Genomic DNA, 16,034 nt, shown 5'->3' on the forward strand with positions numbered 1-16,034 from the left:
TATGAGACCATTCACTTATACGAATGCCAAAAATACACAGGAAGCTTTGCAGGAAACTACTGCAACGACACATTACCTGGCCGGAGGAACTAATCTGGTGGATCTAATGAAAGAAGATGTTGAACGTCCAGATCAATTAGTGGATGTGAACAATCTTGAGTTCAAAAAAATTGAAAAGAATCAGTCAGGAGGCTGGAGTCTTGGAGGTATGCTAAATAACTCTGATACTGCGAATCATCCGGATATCCGTCAGAATTACCCATTATTGTCCATGGCGATGCTATCTGCTGCAACTGCACAGATCAGGAATATGGCTACCAATGGTGGTAATTTACTGCAAAGAACCAGATGTCCCTATTTTTTCGAGACTTCGATGCCTTGCAATAAAAGAGAACCAGGTTCTGGTTGTGGTGCAATTGATGGAATGAATGCAACTCATGCAATTTTTGGTTATAGCAAGGAATGTATCGCTACACATCCTTCAGATATGTGTGTTGCCCTTGCCGCGATGGGAGCTGAAGTTGAGGTTCAAAAGACAGACGGTTCCAGTCGCAGAATTCCATTTAACGAGTTCCATAGATTGCCCGGAGATAGACCTGAAAAAGATACTACTCTAGAAGAAGGAGAATTGATATCTGAGATACATTTATCTTCTCCGGAGTTTTCTGATAATTACTATTACCTGAAGATTAGAGAGCGTTCCAGTTATGCTTTTGCGCTTATTTCAGTCGCAGCAGGATTATCTATTCAAAATGGTATGATTTCCAAAGTAGGTCTGGCTATGGGCGGAGTCGCTCATAAACCCTGGAAACTTTCAGAAGCTGAAGATTTTCTGAAGGGTAAAAAAGCAAATACCGAAAATTTTGAAAAGGCAGCGGAACTGGCTCTAAAAGATGCCAAACCTTTTGAGAAGAATATATACAAGGTCGAGATGGGTAAGAAAGCTATAGTGCGGGCACTGGAGCAGGCTAAAAATCGAACAGCATAACCAATTTCAAAAAATTATAAGATGAAGACAATGAACAAAACTGGAGTTGGTGCAGCTATAGACCGAGTAGAAGGACATTTGAAGGTTACCGGAAAAGCTACGTATGCTTCAGAATTTCCAATAGAGAATAAGGTTTACGCACAGGGTATCAATAGTACCATAGCGAAAGGAACTATTGTTTCTATAGATACTACGGAAGCAGAAAATTCTGCCGGCGTACTGGCGGTAATCACTCATAAGAATGCTGAAAAGCTTAATGACTTCAAGAAAGATCGATATCAGATCGCTACAGATACAATTGCACCGGTACTTCAGAGTAATAAAGTGCACTATTATGGAGAATACGTAGGGGTTGTGGTTGCTGAAACTTTTGAGCAGGCTCAATATGCTGCAAGACTGGTTAAATTCGAATATAGTAAGGCAAGTGATCCTGCGATACATTTTGATAAACAACGGGATAATGCATTTTTTCCAAGTGAGGATTCAGATTATTCTCGTGGTGATATGGAAAAAGGACTTGCTGAGGCAGATGAGGTTGTTGAGCAGACTTATATCACTTCTATCGAACATCATCATCCCATGGAACTTCATGCGGTTATCGCCGAGTGGAATAATGGTAAGGTAACAGCGTATGCTAGTCAGCAAATGGTGGAAGATGCTACAATTGCTATCTCAGATACTTTCCAGATTCCGCAGAAGGATGTGAGAGTGATCGCAGCCTATGTTGGTGGAGGATTTGGTTCCAAACTTAACGTAGAACGACATGTAACCTTAGCGGTTATGGCGGCTAAAAAAGTGGGCAGACCTGTGCAGGTAACAGTGACCAGAACCCAGATGTTCACTAATACAGGTCTTAGACAGAAGAATGAGCAAACGATGAAGATTGGTGCTAAAAAGGATGGAACCATGACAGCCTTATCTCATGATACCCTGTCGCATACTTCACCTAATCTTGTTTACCAGGAACCCTGCGGAATGGTTTCAAAAATGTTATATAACAGTCCGAATGCAAAGGTGACTGAGCGGCTAATGCCCATGAACCTGCAAACACCTTTTGCCATGAGAGCTCCGGGAGAAGCAACCGGAAGTTTTGCACTGGAATCTGCGATGGACGAAATGGCCTGGAAATTAAAAATGGACCCGTTAGAGTTCAGAATTAAAAACGATACTCAAACAGATCTTCATAAGAACCAACCTTTTTCCTCCCGATTGCTGGTAGAATGTTTACGCATTGGCGCTGAAAAATTTGGGTGGAAAGATCGTAAGGATCAACCTCGAACTAATGTAAAAGGAAACTGGCTTGTAGGTTATGGTGTTAGCGCAGCTTCCAGAAATTCGCCTTATCGCAAAACTCACGCAAAAGTACTTCTGGAACTTGTAGAAGATAAGGTAGAAGCAACTATACAAATGGATGCGACCGATATTGGTACAGGAACTTATACAATCGTGGCTCAAACTGCTGCGGAATATCTTGGAATTCCTGTAGAACAGGTCAAGGTAGAGCTTGGAGATTCTAACTTCCCGGTAACTCCTGGATCTGGAGGATCGTGGGGTGCCGCATCTTACTGTAATGGAGCGAGAGCTGCCTGTGAGAATGCAGTCATGAAACTAAAGGATAATAGAAGTATTCCTAAAGATGAGGAGGTTGCTTTAACTGAACTTTTGAAGCAGAACCAGATCACTAAATTTGAAATGACCGGGATGGCAGAGCCTTCCACGGAATTTGAAAAACATTCTGTATTCTCTTTTGGTGCCAACTTCGCTGAAGTGTGGGTAGATAAAGATACAGGAATGTGGAGGATCGAAAGAATGGTAAATGTTGGAGCTGCCGGAAAGATCTTAAATCCCAAAACTGCATACGGACAAATAATTGGTGGTCTCACCATGGGAGCAGGTATGGCTATCGCCGAAAAGACAGATGTGGAACCAAATTTCGGGAATTTTATAACTCGTTCTTTCGCAGATTATCATGTACCTGTCAACCTGGATATGGCGAACATTGATGTCATTTTCCTGCCGGAGGAAGATAAGATCGCGAACAAAATGGGAATCAAAGGAATTGGGGAACTGGGAATTACGAGTGTCGCCGCTTCGTTATCAAATGCCATTTTTAACGCTACTGGTAAGAGAATGCGAGAATTACCTATAACACCTGAGAAACTAATCGAAGCACCGCTTGAACCCGGTGTTTAGGAAGTTTAAGATAACAACCCGGAAAATTTTCCGGGTTTTTTTGCACCTCATGAGAGCTTAACAACTGTTAATTAAGATATAAACTATCATATATTAATAGTATTACTATTAGATTTGCCTGAAATAAGATTAGGTGGATAAATTATATCAGAACATAAATATTTCGGTGAATTCAGAATTATTTCTGAAAGATCCTGAGTCCAGTGAGTTAGGGAAAAAAATTGTAGGGCAGGGAATCCTTCTCATTGATGATATAGGTTTTGAGAAGTTCACCTTTAAAAAGCTAGGTGTTCAGATAAAATCAAACGAAAGCTCTATCTATCGTTATTTTGAGAACAAACATAAGTTCCTGGTTTATATAACCAACTGGTTCTGGGGATGGAAAGAATTTCAGCTGACCATGTCCACCTATGGCATTTCAGACTCCAATGAAAAATTACTGAAAGCCATCGAAGTGATTACGCATCCTGTTGTTCAGGATTTTAGGTTTCAGCATATAAATGAGGTTGCCTTGAACCATATTATCATCAATGAATCTTCAAAATCTTATCTTACCAAAGAGGTGGAAACAGATAATAAAGAAGGTTATTTTTCCATTTACAAAAGACTGGTTACCAGAATTGCGGAAATGATTTCTGAAGTATCTTCAGATTATGAATATTCTCTTAGCCTTTCCAGCATGGTTCTGGATGGCGCTTTACATCAGCATTTTCTAAAAGACCATATTCAGTCGATAACAGACTGTTCAGAAAAGAAAAGTGTATCCAATTATTTTAAAGACCTCGTGATCAATACCCTAAAAATTGAACTCAATGGCTGAAGAAAAAATGACCGCCTGGCAGCGCTTCGTTGGCCTGCTAAAGCTTGATAAAAAAGATTTTCTGCAAATTCTTTATTATGCAATTTTCGCCGGATTGGTAAACCTTTCGGTACCATTAGGAATCCAGGCTATTGTAAACCTTATTCAGGGTGCTCGTATTACGACTTCATGGATAATTCTGGTAATTTTAGTGACTCTGGGGGTTGCTTTTGTAGGAGTGCTTCAGCTAATGCAGATCAGGATTCTTGAGAATATTCAGCAAAAAATATTTACCAGGGCATCTTTTGAATTTACCTATAGATTTCCAAAGATCAAAATGTCTGAGCTTGAGAACTTTTATCCTCCTGAGCTTGCCAATAGATTCTTTGATGTAATCACCATTCAGAAGGGAATCGCCAAACTGGTTCTGGACTTTCCAGCCGCGATTTTACAGATCGTTTTTGGATTAATTTTGCTTTCGCTGTATCACCCTTTCTTTATTTTCTACGGAATATTACTGGTACTTCTAATTTATCTGGTATTCAGATTCACCGCAAAAAGAGGTTTGAATACGAGTATCAAGGAATCCAAGATGAAGTATAAGATCGCTCACTGGATTCAGGAAGTAGCCAGAACTTTAATTAGTTTCAAAGTAGCTGGAAAAACCAAACATGCCATCCAGAAGAATGACGCACTTGTAACTAAGTATCTTGAAGAACGTGAGAGCCACTTCCAGGTGCTTAAGCTTCAGTTCATTCAAATGGTTGGTTTTAAAACTCTCGTGACTGCCGGTTTACTTTTAATAGGAGGTTTCCTCGTGCTTAATCAGCAAATGAATATTGGTCAGTTTGTAGCTGCAGAGATCATTATTTTATTGATCATTAGTTCTGTAGAGAAAATGATCATGGGACTGGAAAACTTTTACGATTTACTGACTTCCCTTGAAAAACTTGGAGAAGTAGTAGACAAGAAACTGGAAAGATCTGGAGGGGACACTTCTTTTTCTGAACATAAAGATCTGGAAATAGAACTTAAGAATATTGGTTTCAAAACTCCTGATGGACAGGAAGTTCTAAAAGATATTAATTTGACAATTAGGGCTGGTGAGAAGATACTCCTGAAAGGTCCAAATGGTTCCGGGAAGTCTTTATTACTTAGGATTATCGCAGGATTGATAGAACCAACTCAGGGAAAGATATATGTGAATGGAATTTCGTTGAAGAATATAGATCTCAACTATTATCATGGTCTGCTTGGACAGTCGCTTACAGAGGAGTCATTGTTTGAAGGTACATTATTAGAGAACCTTACATTCGCTGATAATACTATTACCAATTCAGCAATTTTTTCGGTACTGGATAAAACCGGCTTAAAAGAATTCGTTCGTCAGCAACCCGATGGGCTGGAAACTTTGATCTATCCAGAGGGAATGAAATTACCGCATACGGTCGCCAAGAAGATCATTCTGGCCAGGACGTTATTACGGAACCCAAGATTGTTAATTCTGAATGAACCTTTACATCAAATCGATTATGAAGAGGAGAAGCGTATTGTAGATCATTTAATGTCTGAAGATCAACAATGGTCTATTATAGTCGCTAGTGGAGATGAAGTATGGCAGAATCGTTGTAATCGTCATATCATTCTAAGGGATGGTAAACTTGAATCTAATCTTTAAAGACTATGCTTAACATAACTAGAAATCCATTGAATGAGCAGGTTGACCTAAGGCAATTCAAAGCCGGGAAAAAGGTTCTGCACACAAGACACTTTAAATACTTTAACAGGTTTCTCAAGTTCTCTGCGATCTTTGGAGTGATCGTACTTTTCCTTCCGTGGACCCAGACGATATCGGGAAATGGTTCTGTAACGACTTTAAGTCCGGAGCAAAGACCACAAACAATCCAATCAGTGATTCCGGGTAAGATCGAAAGATGGTATGTAAATGAGGGAGATTATGTGGAAAAAGGAGATACGATCCTACATATTACCGAAGTCAAAAACGAATATTTTGATCCATCACTTGTAGAAAGAACTGGAGACCAGGTTGCCTCCAAGTCTAATTCCCTGAAATCCTATGATCAAAAGATCTCTGCTCTAGGCACGCAGTTACAGGCCCTGGCACAGGAACGAGAACTTAAGCTGGAACAGGCAAGAAACAAATTGGAACAGGCAAAACTGAAAACAAAAAGCGATAGCATTGATCTGCAGGCGGCAAAAACAAATTTGAGCATTGCTGAAACTCAGTTTAATCGTACTAAAACTCTTCAGGAAGAGGGTTTGAAAGCGATGACAGATGTAGAAGAAAAGCGACTTAAACTGCAGGAAACTCAGGCGAAACTGATTTCGCAAGAGAATAAATTGATGGCGAGTAGAAACGATATTATTAATGCCAGAATCGAAATTAATCGTACTGCTGCAGAATATAGCGACAAGATCTCCAAAACTCAGAGTGATCGATCTTCTGCAGAGTCAGGGAAATTCGATGCCCAGGCTGAAGTGAGTAAACTGGAGAATGCCTATACTAATTATGAAATGAGGCAGGATCTTTATTACGTCAAAGCTCCGCAGAACGGTTATATTAATAAGGCAATCAAAGCCGGGATTGGCGAAACTTTTAAAGAAGGAGAGCAGCTGGTGAATATCATGCCTTCAGATTATGACCTTGCCGTGGAAACATTTGTGAAACCAATTGATCTTCCATTATTACATAAAGGCGAGGAGGTTAGAGTACAATTTGATGGCTGGCCTGCGATCGTTTTTAGTGGATGGCCGAATGTGTCTTACGGTACTTACGGAGCAAAAGTGGTCGCTATAGAGAATTTTATAAGTCCGAATGGAAAGTACAGAGTATTACTGGCACCAGATGAAAACGATCACGATTGGCCAGATGCTTTAAGAGTGGGCTCTGGAGCGAATACCCTGGCGCTACTGGAAGACGTGCCTATCTGGTATGAATTATGGCGACATTTAAATGGTTTCCCTCCAAATTATTATACTCCGGAAGGTCAAACTCAAACCGACAAGAAGCAATGAGTTTAAAAAAGACATTTCTTATTGCCTTACTGCTTCTGCCTATGTTACAATATGGCCAGACTCAGGATAGTATTGTTCTGAATTTTGAAGAATACCTGCAGATGGTTAAAACCTTTCATCCGGTAGTTAGACAAGCCAGGCTGAAAACCGATCTTGGTGATGCGGAATTGCTGAAGGCTAGAGGTGGATTTGACCCGAAGATCGAGGCCAATTACGATCGAAAGGACTTTAAGGATACCCGTTATTTCGATCTATTCAATGCGGCTTTCAAGATCCCAACCTGGTATGGAGTTGAACTGAAGGCAAAATTTGAACAGAACGAAGGTTTTTATTTGAATCCGCAAAACACGGTGCCAGATGATGGTTTATTTGCAGCAGGAATATCTGTGCCTATAGGACAGGGTTTGTTCATCAATGAGCGAATGGCTGCATTGAAACAAGCAAAAGCCTACCAGCAGCAGTCTATTGCAGATCAACAATTGGCGGTGAACAAGATTCTGTATGAAGCATCTGTAGCTTATTTTGACTGGATTAGTGCGTATCGGGAGCTTAAGCTTTACAATAACTTTATTGAGAATGCGCAGTTTCGATATGACGGAATCCTGTCCAGCTTTGAAGTAGGGGATAAGCCGGCTATTGATACCCTGGAAGCCGATATTCAAATACAGGACCGTAAGCTGAGTCTGGAGCAGGCACGATTGAAGTTTTTCAAAGCCTCTCAGCAATTAGGAACTTATTTATGGGCTGAAAATAACACACCTTTGGTCATTAGGGAGCGTGTGTATCCCGAGCATGCGTTGTTCGAGAATAGCACGATTCCTGCCGAGTTCTTAAGCGATACTGAAATTACCACGCACCCAAAAATTCGGTCATTGGAGTATAAAGTAGAAATTCTGGAATTTGACAGAAGATTGAAGGCGAATAAATTACTTCCAAAGCTGGATCTGGAATATAATTTTTTAAGTGGTGATCCCGATATTTTAAGAAGTTTTGTCAATGAGAATTATAAGGTGGGTGTAAACTTCAGTATTCCTTTATTTCTTCGGAAAGAACGCGGAGATCTACAAAAATCGAAGATCAAACTTCAGGATGCAGAATTAGAATTATATAGTGAACAGCTCAATCTTCAGAATAAAATAAGAGCGCTGAAAGAGCAATTTCTTTCCTACCAGGAGCAGGTATTGATGATCAATCAACTGGTAGAAAATTACGAAATCATGCTTAATGCTGAAGAGCGAAAGCTGCAACTTGGTGAAAGTTCTGTTTTTCTCGTCAATACCCGGGAAAAAAGTCTAATAAGCGCACGATTGAAGCAGATTAGCGTACAGGAGAAACTCTGGAACACTCGCGCTGAACTTACGCAGGTTCTGGCAATACTGGAATAAATTAACATTCGAAATCATTACAATTTCCAAGGAAATTTAAGTTTCAAGCCATTGTTCATAGTATCTTTGCGGTCGGAAAAATGGCCATGCAAAAGTCTTTCAGTCTATTCGTACTTTCCCTCTTTATCTGGAGCATGCTTGCACCTGTAGTTCCGGTTTTCGAATATTTTATCAATTACGATTATATAGTAGAGGTTCTATGTATCAATAAGGATAAACCCGAGCTTGAATGTGATGGTAAGTGTTATCTAAAAGATCAGCTTTCAGAAAGTTCTATTATCAAGAATGATACTTCAGAAAAACAACTGGTTGATTACAGGTATAAACCTTTTCCGCTCTATTTTCATCAGGGAATTAAAATATTTACAAATCAATTCGTTACAGGTTCTAGTAAGGTATTGCCTGATTACAAAATAGTTGCTACAGAATATATTACCGAAATTCCTTCTCCTCCTCCGCGGAATTTTCTGCTTTCCGTGTAAAAAATAAGTCAACTTATAATATTAAGAAATGAAGAAATTTTTAATCCCTTTTCTGGGATCAGTATTGATGTGCTCAAACATGATGGTAGCGCAGGAGAAGTGGAGTAGTGACAGGGCAGATGGACATGCACCAATTAGTATTATGGGTGATCATACTCATAACAAAGGTGAGTTTATGCTCTCATACCGATATATACCAATGTGGATGGACGGTTTGATAAATGGTAGTGGTGAGATCGAAAATGCAGAGGCATTCGACAGGTATATGGCGGTTCCTCAAGATATGCGTATGGATATGCATATGCTTGGAGCGATGTACGCCATTTCCAATAAAGTAACCCTTGCGGCTATGCTGAACTATATTGATAACGATATGGTTCTTAGATCTAAAATGGGTATAAATTTCACTACAGAATCTTCAGGATTTGGTGATATCGCCGTAAATGCGCTGGTGAACTTTTATGATAAGAACAGGCAAAAAATGCACACGAATATTGGTGTGTCAATTCCTACCGGCGATCTAGAGCAGTCCGGTGATACGCCAATGATGGAAAATGCTAGACTTGCATACCCTATGCAACTGGGTAGTGGTACGCTAGATCCAACAGTAGGAGTTACTTATCTTGGACAAACTGATAAACTTTCCTGGGGTTTCCAGCCAAAATTCAAATTTAGATTAGGTGAAAATTCTCAGGATTATACTTTAGGAAATCGATTTGATGCAGTCGCATGGACAGCTTATAGTCTATTTCAAAGCTGGAGTGTTTCAGGTAGTTTAAGTTACTTCGATCAACAGGAGATCGATGGAGTAGATGCAGCAATGAACCCTATGATGATGCCTTTATTCGATACTATCAATTCGGGTAGAAGTCAGTTAGATCTGGGTTTAGGAAGTAATTTTTATGTGCCAACCGGTACATTAAAGAACCTAAGAGTGGGCATTGAAGTAAAGCTACCGTTATACCAGGAAATGAATGGTATTCAGATGAAAAACCAGCTTGCTGGAACTATCGGACTTCAATATTCATTGAGTACAAAAAAGTAGTCTTTAAAGCTGCTGAATATAAAAGCCACTCTGCAGAGTGGCTTTTTTTATAAAAACTTTCTGGTATTCTTTCTATAATTTGCATATTCCGGATATTTCAGTAGTAAAAGTTTCTCTTCATAATTTGATTTGAAGTAGAATAATATGAGTAGCAACACGGTGATGATAAGTTTAAATTCCGATTCAGAAAAGATTCCGAAGCTAAAAGCAGAGAGAATTATTGCAGTATATATTGGATGCCTGGATATCGAAAATGCACCACTGGTAATCAATTTACCGCTATCTACTGGTGTAGGGAAAACAGACAACATATTTCTGAGTTGAAATAGTGTAAATAAAGCCAACCCAATTCCAAAGATGCCGGGAAGCAAGGTGATCATTCTTAACCAACCTGAGAGCTCTATTCTAAAGAGATCTACTGGTATGAAATAAGTAATGAATAATAGCAGCTGCAGACTAACGAAAAAGTAATCCTTCACCTGCAAATTCCCTAGGCGCGTCATTTTAGAAAGTGTAACTTAAAATAGTATCCCATATATGCCTGTGCAGATCATTTCCAGATCGCGGTAAGATTATAAAGTGATAACCAGAAGTAATATTCAGGCCTTTCGCAATGCCTATTCGTGGACCTATAAACACCCAGTTTTGATCCACCGTGTCCGGTAAGATTCCGGAATCAAAATTTAGAAATAACTCATCATAGGCTACCAGAGATATATTAGGATTTTTCAAGACACCTATACTGGCTGTCAAGCGGTATCTTAGTCGGGTTCGGTAATTACTACCATCAATAAGTTCCTGGCCATCACGCTCTACGATCGCATCGATAAAACGTTCCTCTACTCTCAATCGATGATTAAAATTCATTGAACCAATTTCGTGGGACAGTGCAACCTGTTGCCAGAGATTATGCTCATAAAAATCTGGTTTGGCGATGTTTATATTTTGATCATTATGCAGATAACTATACCCGGCAGCAAAACTAAAAATACTATCAAGTCGATAATCGACAGACGGCCGAATTACAGTTTGTTCGTGATACTTAAGAAAAGAAGTGGTACGATGATGATATTCGAGCCTTACATGCCAGTCTTCGCCAATATTCTTAGTTACAAATGCAGCATTCCAGCTGCCGTATTCCTTTCTATCCTGGGCATGCCCTGCAAATGAAAAACCTAAAATTGATAATAAGAAGATTGCGTAATTTATTTTTCTCATGAATTTTTTTTAGAGATCATATCCTGAGATTCCTCCTCTTAAATCATAGATCTTTGTAAAACCATTGCGGGATAAAAGCCTGGCAGCCTTCATACTTCTCATTCCGGACTGACAGTAAAGATAAACAGGCTCAGATTTGGACCAATGAAATGATGCCTGTAGAAAATCATTCTTTTGCATAAGATCGTGATTGATCGCGCCGGGAATTACACCGGTAGCGAATTCTCTTTTCGTACGCACATCGATAAGTTTCCCGGAATTTTTTGAAATAGCTTTTTTAAAATCAACCGGATCTAACCTGACTATGTTGTGATTTTTGTTTTGCTGACTTCGGAATAATCTTTGGAAGAGGTTCATTTAATTTTTTTGCTAAAGTAAGATAGAATTGCCACCTGTTGAGTAACATAAGTTGCTTCTCTATCTTTGTTTCGAAAATAAGACTCCGATGGAAGAATCACAAATATTTAAATACATACAAAACATGGATATCTACCTGATCGACCGGATCATGAAGCAGAAGTATAGGAGAAATGATAGAATACTTGATGCAGGATGTGGTGAAGGAAGAAATCTAAGATGGTTCGCCGGTTTTGATTATGATATTTGGGGAATTGACATGGATCTGGAAAGATTGAGCATAGCGCAGGAAATCTTTCCAAATTTAAAGGAGAATTTGATGCATGCAAGGCTTTCAGAAATACCATTTCCAGATGCTCATTTTGATCATATGATTTGCAGCGCTGTACTTCATTTTGCTGAAGATGAAAATCATTTTTATAAAATGTTTTCAGAATTGATAAGAGTTTTGAAGCCTACAGGAAGTATTTTAATTAGAACAGCTTCTAATATTGGTTTGCTGGAAGCTACAGAAGAATTATCTGATTCTTATAATGATAGAAAAGCAGGCTTTTATTTAGACAGAGAGACTATTTCCCAATTGCTGGACAAATACGATCTTAAATTGCTGGAACCTATAAAGACTACGAATGTTCAGGATATTAGAGCGATGACTACCCTGGTTCTACAAAAATAAAGGCGATCAAATAGACCGCCTTATATATTTAGTAGTGTATCGCTTATAATGTAGAAGGACACACGTAGTTAGTCGTTTTGAGACCGGCATCCCTGATGGCTTTAAAACCACCCTGTACATCGACAAGGTTATGAATTCCCCTGCTTTTTAAAATTGAAGCAGCGATCATACTCCGGTAACCGCCGGCACAATGAAGATAAAATTTCTCATTTTCAGGATATTCTGAAAGGTGCTCATTTATTTCGGAAAGAGCTGTGTGAACTGCGTTAGGCAAGTGTTTAGATTGAAATTCGCCTGGTTTTCTTACATCAAAAACAGGTGCGTCTTCTACAATTGTCTTCAAGTCTATCGCACTGATCGTTTCCACAGTATCGGTTTCCTTAGAAGCATCGATCCACGATTTGAAACCACCTTTAAGATAGCCAATGGTATTATCGAAACCAACTCTGGACAATCTGGTGATAGCTTCTTCAATTCTGTCTTCATCACCAATTAGTAGAATTGTTTGTGCAATGTCTTTAATAAGATCGCCCACCCATGGAGCGAAACTGCCATCAAGACCTATAAATATGGAGCCAGGAATATGTGATTTTGCAAATTCATCCTGGTGTCTAATATCCAGCATGACCGCAGCAGTCTCATTCGCTGCCGCTTCAAATGCTTCAGGACTTAGTGCCTGTAAGCCTTTAGCCATCACTTTATCGATGCTTTCGTAACCTTCTTTATTCAGCTTGACATTCATTGGAAAGTAGGCAGGAGGAGGTAGTAAACCATCAGTCACTTCTTTCACAAATTCAGCTTTGGTCATATCTGCTCTCAAAGCGTAATTCATTTTCTTTTGATTACCAAGCGTGTCCACTGTTTCCTTCATCATATTCTTTCCGCAGGCAGAACCTGCACCGTGGGCAGGATATACTATAATATCATCTGCAAGCGGCATGATCTTTTCCCTAAGACTATCATACAATATTCCTGCGAGTTCTTCCTGGGTCATACTGGCGGCTTTCTGAGCAAGATCAGGACGACCAACGTCTCCAAGGAAAAGCGTATCTCCCGTAAATAAGGCATGATCCTTACCATTCTCATCCTTCAGTAGATAGGTCGTGCTTTCCATGGTATGTCCCGGAGTATGCAGCACTTTAATCTTCAGCTTACCTAGTTTGAACTCCTGTCCATCTTCAGCAAGAATAGCGTCAAACCCTGGATTCGCCTCTGGCCCGTAGATAATGGGAGCATTTGTTTTTTCTGAAAGTGTTACGTGTCCCGAAACAAAATCGGCATGAAAATGTGTTTCAAAAATATAGCTGAGTTTTGCGCCAGCTTCAGTTATCCTATCCAGATAAGGCTGAACTTCCCTTAACGGATCTATAATAGCGACTTCTCCTTCACTCTCTATATAATATGCGCCCTGAGCCAGGCATCCAGTATAAATTTGTTCGATTTTCATGATTGTAGTGTTTGATAATACAAAGATAGGATTGCAGATTGAAAGCTAAAGTAACATTGGTCACCTAAAGAGCTTTGGATAATAAAACCCGCGCCCTTAACAAAGAGATAATGCGAACTCACTTTATTTAAAATAGCAGAAACACCAATTCAAAACAAAGCGGTTAAATTACCATAAACTAATGTATGAATGTACAGCAACTCTTCGATACTCTATTTAGCCTATTTAGAAATGGTAAGAAAATCCACATTTTTTATGTTGAAAAGCGATTAAGATTTGGTAAGTATCATGTACTACATCTGGATGACTGTGAATTGTTACCTGATGAGAGTGGAAGAGTGGAAATAGGAAGAGGAAATGATGTTGATACGATCCTTACACAGGCGAACCAGGAATATGAAAACGTAAAACTTTGCCAGGAATGCTGTGAGTCGGATAAACCTAAATTGAAAGCATAAAAAAGAGCAGCCTTTTGGGGCTGCTCTTTTTAAAATATGTATGTAAAATTAAGCGTTCCACTTAAAAGGCTCAAAACCTTTATCGATTGGAGTTTCTGCAATATGATTGGTATAGTTACTAATCACTTTCTGAGAAAGTCCTAGTACGATATCAAGCAATTGTCTTTGAGAATAACCTTCATCATAGAATTTCTGGATCTCAGATTTAGAGATATTTCCTCGATTCTTAGTAAGAGTAAGCGTCGTATTTCTTAGAACTTCAAGCTTTTCAGAAGGTAGTTCAGTTTTATCACGTAAAGCATTACTAATAGCATCATCCACTTTCATCGCTTTGGCGATAGCTGTATGAGCTGGAACGCAATAATGACATTCATGCTCCACATTAATTGTTTGCCATACTACAGTTAGTTCATCCTTGTCAAATGAAGAGTTAGAGAATAGCTCATGCAATTGTTGGTAAGCGTCCAGTAGTTGTGGTGAACCTGCAAGTACCGCATGCAGATTAGGTACATAACCGTAAGCTTTTTCAGATTTTTCTAAAAGTTCTTTCCCTCCTTCAGGAGCAGATTCTTTCGTGTGTACAGTTAAAACGTCTGTGTTCTTTTCAGTATTCATAATTATCAATTTTTAATTAAAGAATTAATCTTATCTAAACGATCGTTTAGTTTTAAGATAAATTTTTTTATATGTTTTTAAATATGTTCTCTATGTAATGTCTCAATTGTTCTTCAGAAAAAATTCTGGTGGCAGAGGAAAGTCCGAACATCGATATCAATAGGTAATCTGCCTGTTCTTCAATCTTTTCCAGATTGTAATTTCTTTCAATTTTAAGTTTATCAGCAAAAACCTGTTTGATCTCATCGGTAAAACTCTTTAAAACCTGCGGAATTTGCTCTTCGCTTTCTAAACCAATTTCATTCGCAGTATTGGTAACCAGGCAACCTTTACCATTTTTAGTGTCTCTCGTAAAATCGACGAAGTCGTAGAAGTATTCCTTGATCGCGGGAATGCCTTCTGTTGACTTTACAAGCTTATCGATTAGAACGAACAATCTTGACTTATAGCAATCCAGACTTTTTAGAAATAGACCATCTTTATTGCCAAAGCTGGAGTAGATAGAGAACTTATTAATTCCCATTTCTTTCTCGAGCATTTGCATAGATGTATTGGCATAACCGTTTTTCCAGAAAAGATTCATTGCCTTTTCTGCTACTTCTGTCTCATTATATTTTTTGGATCTTGCCATAATGCTGGTGCAAATCTAACCAATCGTTTAGTTTACTCCATAAGCTTTAAGAAAACCTTATCATTCAGGTTTTAATATCACAAGACATTACTTGCACAATCACTGTTTTATAGTCTTAACACTACTATTTCATTGATCTATCCTGGAATAATGCGAAGCAGTTATAGTTTCATTGATTGTACTATTCGAAAATCAAACTTCACTATATATTCTTCTGAAATATTCACAAACGATGATCATATTCTCATCAAATTCATCACTGTAAGTTTCCATTTCTCTTTCGTAATAAGCCTGATGTACTTCTTTCCAATATTTAAGCGACTTATCTCCCTCTCCTTCAATCTCTGCAACTTCCGCGGTAATTTGATTAAAAGCTACATGTTCTATTTTAGTAGTTTCGATGATTGTTTTGGGATTTCCAGTCCAGTCTGTTACAATTGCGAGATCACCAATTTTCGGTAATATTTCGTTATGCTGCTCGAAATACCAAAGGGAAGTAGCTGTGGCTTTCTTAATATCCTGCACAACCAGGTCTGCACACTCATCTGCGTCCTTTTTATTATCACAAAAATAGTAGGATTGCGGAATTGCCTTGGAACAATAATCTGGGTTGGAAATTATAAACCTGTTCCAAAACTTTTCAATATCAGACGTAGTTTTCATATTCATGCCTTTTTTGCAATGGTTAGCATTACTAAGATCAC

Annotated in this window: 17 protein-coding genes; 10 read left to right on the forward strand and 7 right to left on the reverse strand. The window is 38.8% G+C overall.

Going from position 1 to position 16,034, the window contains the following annotated elements; genetic code table 11:
* Position 1: 1 nt before the first annotated feature.
* From JM79_RS06940 to JM79_RS06975, 8 genes are all read left to right on the forward strand, one after another.
* Positions 2 to 988, forward strand: coding sequence for a xanthine dehydrogenase family protein subunit M (locus JM79_RS06940; RefSeq protein WP_141877455.1), 987 nt, complete (start codon positions 2 to 4; stop codon positions 986 to 988).
* A 21-nt stretch (positions 989 to 1,009) separates the two neighbouring features.
* Positions 1,010 to 3,181: a xanthine dehydrogenase family protein molybdopterin-binding subunit gene (locus JM79_RS06945; protein WP_141877456.1), complete on the forward strand. Its 2,172-nt coding sequence runs from the start codon at positions 1,010 to 1,012 to the stop codon at positions 3,179 to 3,181.
* 133 nt (positions 3,182 to 3,314) lie between these two features.
* The gene (locus JM79_RS06950) at positions 3,315 to 4,001 is read left to right on the forward strand and encodes a TetR/AcrR family transcriptional regulator (protein WP_141877457.1); all 687 of its coding nucleotides are present in this window, start codon (positions 3,315 to 3,317) and stop codon (positions 3,999 to 4,001) included.
* On the forward strand, positions 3,994 to 5,658 hold the full coding sequence (locus JM79_RS06955; RefSeq protein ID WP_141877458.1) for an ATP-binding cassette domain-containing protein: 1,665 nt from the start codon (positions 3,994 to 3,996) through the stop codon (positions 5,656 to 5,658). The genes JM79_RS06950 and JM79_RS06955 overlap by 8 nt, the downstream gene beginning before the upstream one ends.
* 5 nt (positions 5,659 to 5,663) lie before the next feature.
* Positions 5,664 to 7,016 carry an HlyD family efflux transporter periplasmic adaptor subunit gene (locus tag JM79_RS06960; protein WP_141877459.1) on the forward strand — a complete coding sequence of 451 codons (1,353 nt, stop codon included), beginning with the start codon at positions 5,664 to 5,666 and terminating at the stop codon, positions 7,014 to 7,016.
* Positions 7,013 to 8,401 carry a TolC family protein gene (locus tag JM79_RS06965; RefSeq protein WP_141877460.1) on the forward strand — a complete coding sequence of 463 codons (1,389 nt, stop codon included), beginning with the start codon at positions 7,013 to 7,015 and terminating at the stop codon, positions 8,399 to 8,401. Before JM79_RS06960 ends, JM79_RS06965 begins: the two co-directional genes overlap by 4 nt.
* Positions 8,402 to 8,487: 86 nt before the next feature.
* Entirely contained in the window at positions 8,488 to 8,883 is a 396-nt protein-coding gene (locus JM79_RS06970; RefSeq protein ID WP_141877461.1) for a hypothetical protein, read from the forward strand.
* A gap of 28 nt (positions 8,884 to 8,911) precedes the next feature.
* Positions 8,912 to 9,928, forward strand: coding sequence for a transporter (locus JM79_RS06975; protein ID WP_141877462.1), 1,017 nt, complete (start codon positions 8,912 to 8,914; stop codon positions 9,926 to 9,928).
* 47 nt (positions 9,929 to 9,975) lie between these two features.
* Here JM79_RS06975 and JM79_RS06980 read toward each other — a convergent pair whose 3' ends face one another.
* The 3 genes from JM79_RS06980 to JM79_RS06990 are packed head-to-tail and all read right to left on the reverse strand — an operon-like array spanning position 9,976 to position 11,503.
* Entirely contained in the window at positions 9,976 to 10,431 is a 456-nt protein-coding gene (locus tag JM79_RS06980; protein ID WP_141877463.1) for a methyltransferase, read from the reverse strand.
* Between the two features lies 1 nt (position 10,432).
* Complete coding sequence (locus JM79_RS06985; RefSeq protein ID WP_141877464.1) at positions 10,433 to 11,146, reverse strand: DUF2490 domain-containing protein; 714 nt, start codon at positions 11,144 to 11,146, stop codon at positions 10,433 to 10,435.
* Between the two features lie 9 nt (positions 11,147 to 11,155).
* A complete protein-coding gene (locus JM79_RS06990; RefSeq protein WP_141877465.1) occupies positions 11,156 to 11,503 on the reverse strand; it encodes a rhodanese-like domain-containing protein in 348 nt (115 codons plus the stop codon).
* An 88-nt stretch (positions 11,504 to 11,591) separates the two neighbouring features.
* On the opposite strand from JM79_RS06990, the gene JM79_RS06995 reads away from it, so the two are divergent.
* Positions 11,592 to 12,179, forward strand: a complete 588-nt coding sequence (locus tag JM79_RS06995) for a class I SAM-dependent methyltransferase (RefSeq protein WP_141877466.1) — start codon at positions 11,592 to 11,594, stop codon at positions 12,177 to 12,179.
* Between the two features lie 43 nt (positions 12,180 to 12,222).
* On the opposite strand, the gene JM79_RS07000 is transcribed toward JM79_RS06995, so the two are convergent.
* On the reverse strand, positions 12,223 to 13,626 hold the full coding sequence (locus JM79_RS07000; RefSeq protein WP_141877467.1) for an MBL fold metallo-hydrolase: 1,404 nt from the start codon (positions 13,624 to 13,626) through the stop codon (positions 12,223 to 12,225).
* 185 nt (positions 13,627 to 13,811) lie between these two features.
* On the opposite strand from JM79_RS07000, the gene JM79_RS07005 reads away from it, so the two are divergent.
* Positions 13,812 to 14,084: a hypothetical protein gene (locus JM79_RS07005; RefSeq protein ID WP_141877468.1), complete on the forward strand. Its 273-nt coding sequence runs from the start codon at positions 13,812 to 13,814 to the stop codon at positions 14,082 to 14,084.
* Positions 14,085 to 14,132: 48 nt separating this feature from the next.
* On the opposite strand, the gene JM79_RS07010 is transcribed toward JM79_RS07005, so the two are convergent.
* From JM79_RS07010 to JM79_RS07020, 3 genes are all read right to left on the reverse strand, one after another.
* Positions 14,133 to 14,699: a carboxymuconolactone decarboxylase family protein gene (locus JM79_RS07010; protein WP_141877469.1), complete on the reverse strand. Its 567-nt coding sequence runs from the start codon at positions 14,697 to 14,699 to the stop codon at positions 14,133 to 14,135.
* Positions 14,700 to 14,766: 67 nt separating this feature from the next.
* Positions 14,767 to 15,330 (reverse strand): TetR/AcrR family transcriptional regulator, encoded by a 564-nt coding sequence (locus tag JM79_RS07015; RefSeq protein WP_141877470.1) that lies wholly within the window; start codon positions 15,328 to 15,330, stop codon positions 14,767 to 14,769.
* A gap of 192 nt (positions 15,331 to 15,522) precedes the next feature.
* Positions 15,523 to 15,993: an ASCH domain-containing protein gene (locus JM79_RS07020; RefSeq protein ID WP_221625444.1), complete on the reverse strand. Its 471-nt coding sequence runs from the start codon at positions 15,991 to 15,993 to the stop codon at positions 15,523 to 15,525.
* Positions 15,994 to 16,034: the final 41 nt, after the last annotated feature.

This window comes from Gramella sp. Hel_I_59 (assembly GCF_006714895.1).
Lineage (GTDB): Bacteria > Bacteroidota > Bacteroidia > Flavobacteriales > Flavobacteriaceae > Christiangramia.

Coding starts and splice junctions, on each gene's coding strand:
- JM79_RS06995 (WP_141877466.1), top strand. CDS start 11,592: ATGGAAGAATCACAAATATTTAAATACATACAAAACATGGATATCTAC.
- JM79_RS06980 (WP_141877463.1), bottom strand. CDS start 10,431: ATGACGCGCCTAGGGAATTTGCAGGTGAAGGATTACTTTTTCGTTAGT.
- JM79_RS06940 (WP_141877455.1), top strand. CDS start 2: ATGAGACCATTCACTTATACGAATGCCAAAAATACACAGGAAGCTTTG.
- JM79_RS07015 (WP_141877470.1), bottom strand. CDS start 15,330: ATGGCAAGATCCAAAAAATATAATGAGACAGAAGTAGCAGAAAAGGCA.
- JM79_RS06955 (WP_141877458.1), top strand. CDS start 3,994: ATGGCTGAAGAAAAAATGACCGCCTGGCAGCGCTTCGTTGGCCTGCTA.
- JM79_RS07010 (WP_141877469.1), bottom strand. CDS start 14,699: ATGAATACTGAAAAGAACACAGACGTTTTAACTGTACACACGAAAGAA.
- JM79_RS06990 (WP_141877465.1), bottom strand. CDS start 11,503: ATGAACCTCTTCCAAAGATTATTCCGAAGTCAGCAAAACAAAAATCAC.
- JM79_RS06965 (WP_141877460.1), top strand. CDS start 7,013: ATGAGTTTAAAAAAGACATTTCTTATTGCCTTACTGCTTCTGCCTATG.
- JM79_RS06985 (WP_141877464.1), bottom strand. CDS start 11,146: ATGAGAAAAATAAATTACGCAATCTTCTTATTATCAATTTTAGGTTTT.
- JM79_RS06975 (WP_141877462.1), top strand. CDS start 8,912: ATGAAGAAATTTTTAATCCCTTTTCTGGGATCAGTATTGATGTGCTCA.
- JM79_RS07005 (WP_141877468.1), top strand. CDS start 13,812: ATGAATGTACAGCAACTCTTCGATACTCTATTTAGCCTATTTAGAAAT.
- JM79_RS07000 (WP_141877467.1), bottom strand. CDS start 13,626: ATGAAAATCGAACAAATTTATACTGGATGCCTGGCTCAGGGCGCATAT.
- JM79_RS06970 (WP_141877461.1), top strand. CDS start 8,488: ATGCAAAAGTCTTTCAGTCTATTCGTACTTTCCCTCTTTATCTGGAGC.
- JM79_RS06945 (WP_141877456.1), top strand. CDS start 1,010: ATGAAGACAATGAACAAAACTGGAGTTGGTGCAGCTATAGACCGAGTA.
- JM79_RS06960 (WP_141877459.1), top strand. CDS start 5,664: ATGCTTAACATAACTAGAAATCCATTGAATGAGCAGGTTGACCTAAGG.
- JM79_RS07020 (WP_221625444.1), bottom strand. CDS start 15,993: ATGAAAACTACGTCTGATATTGAAAAGTTTTGGAACAGGTTTATAATT.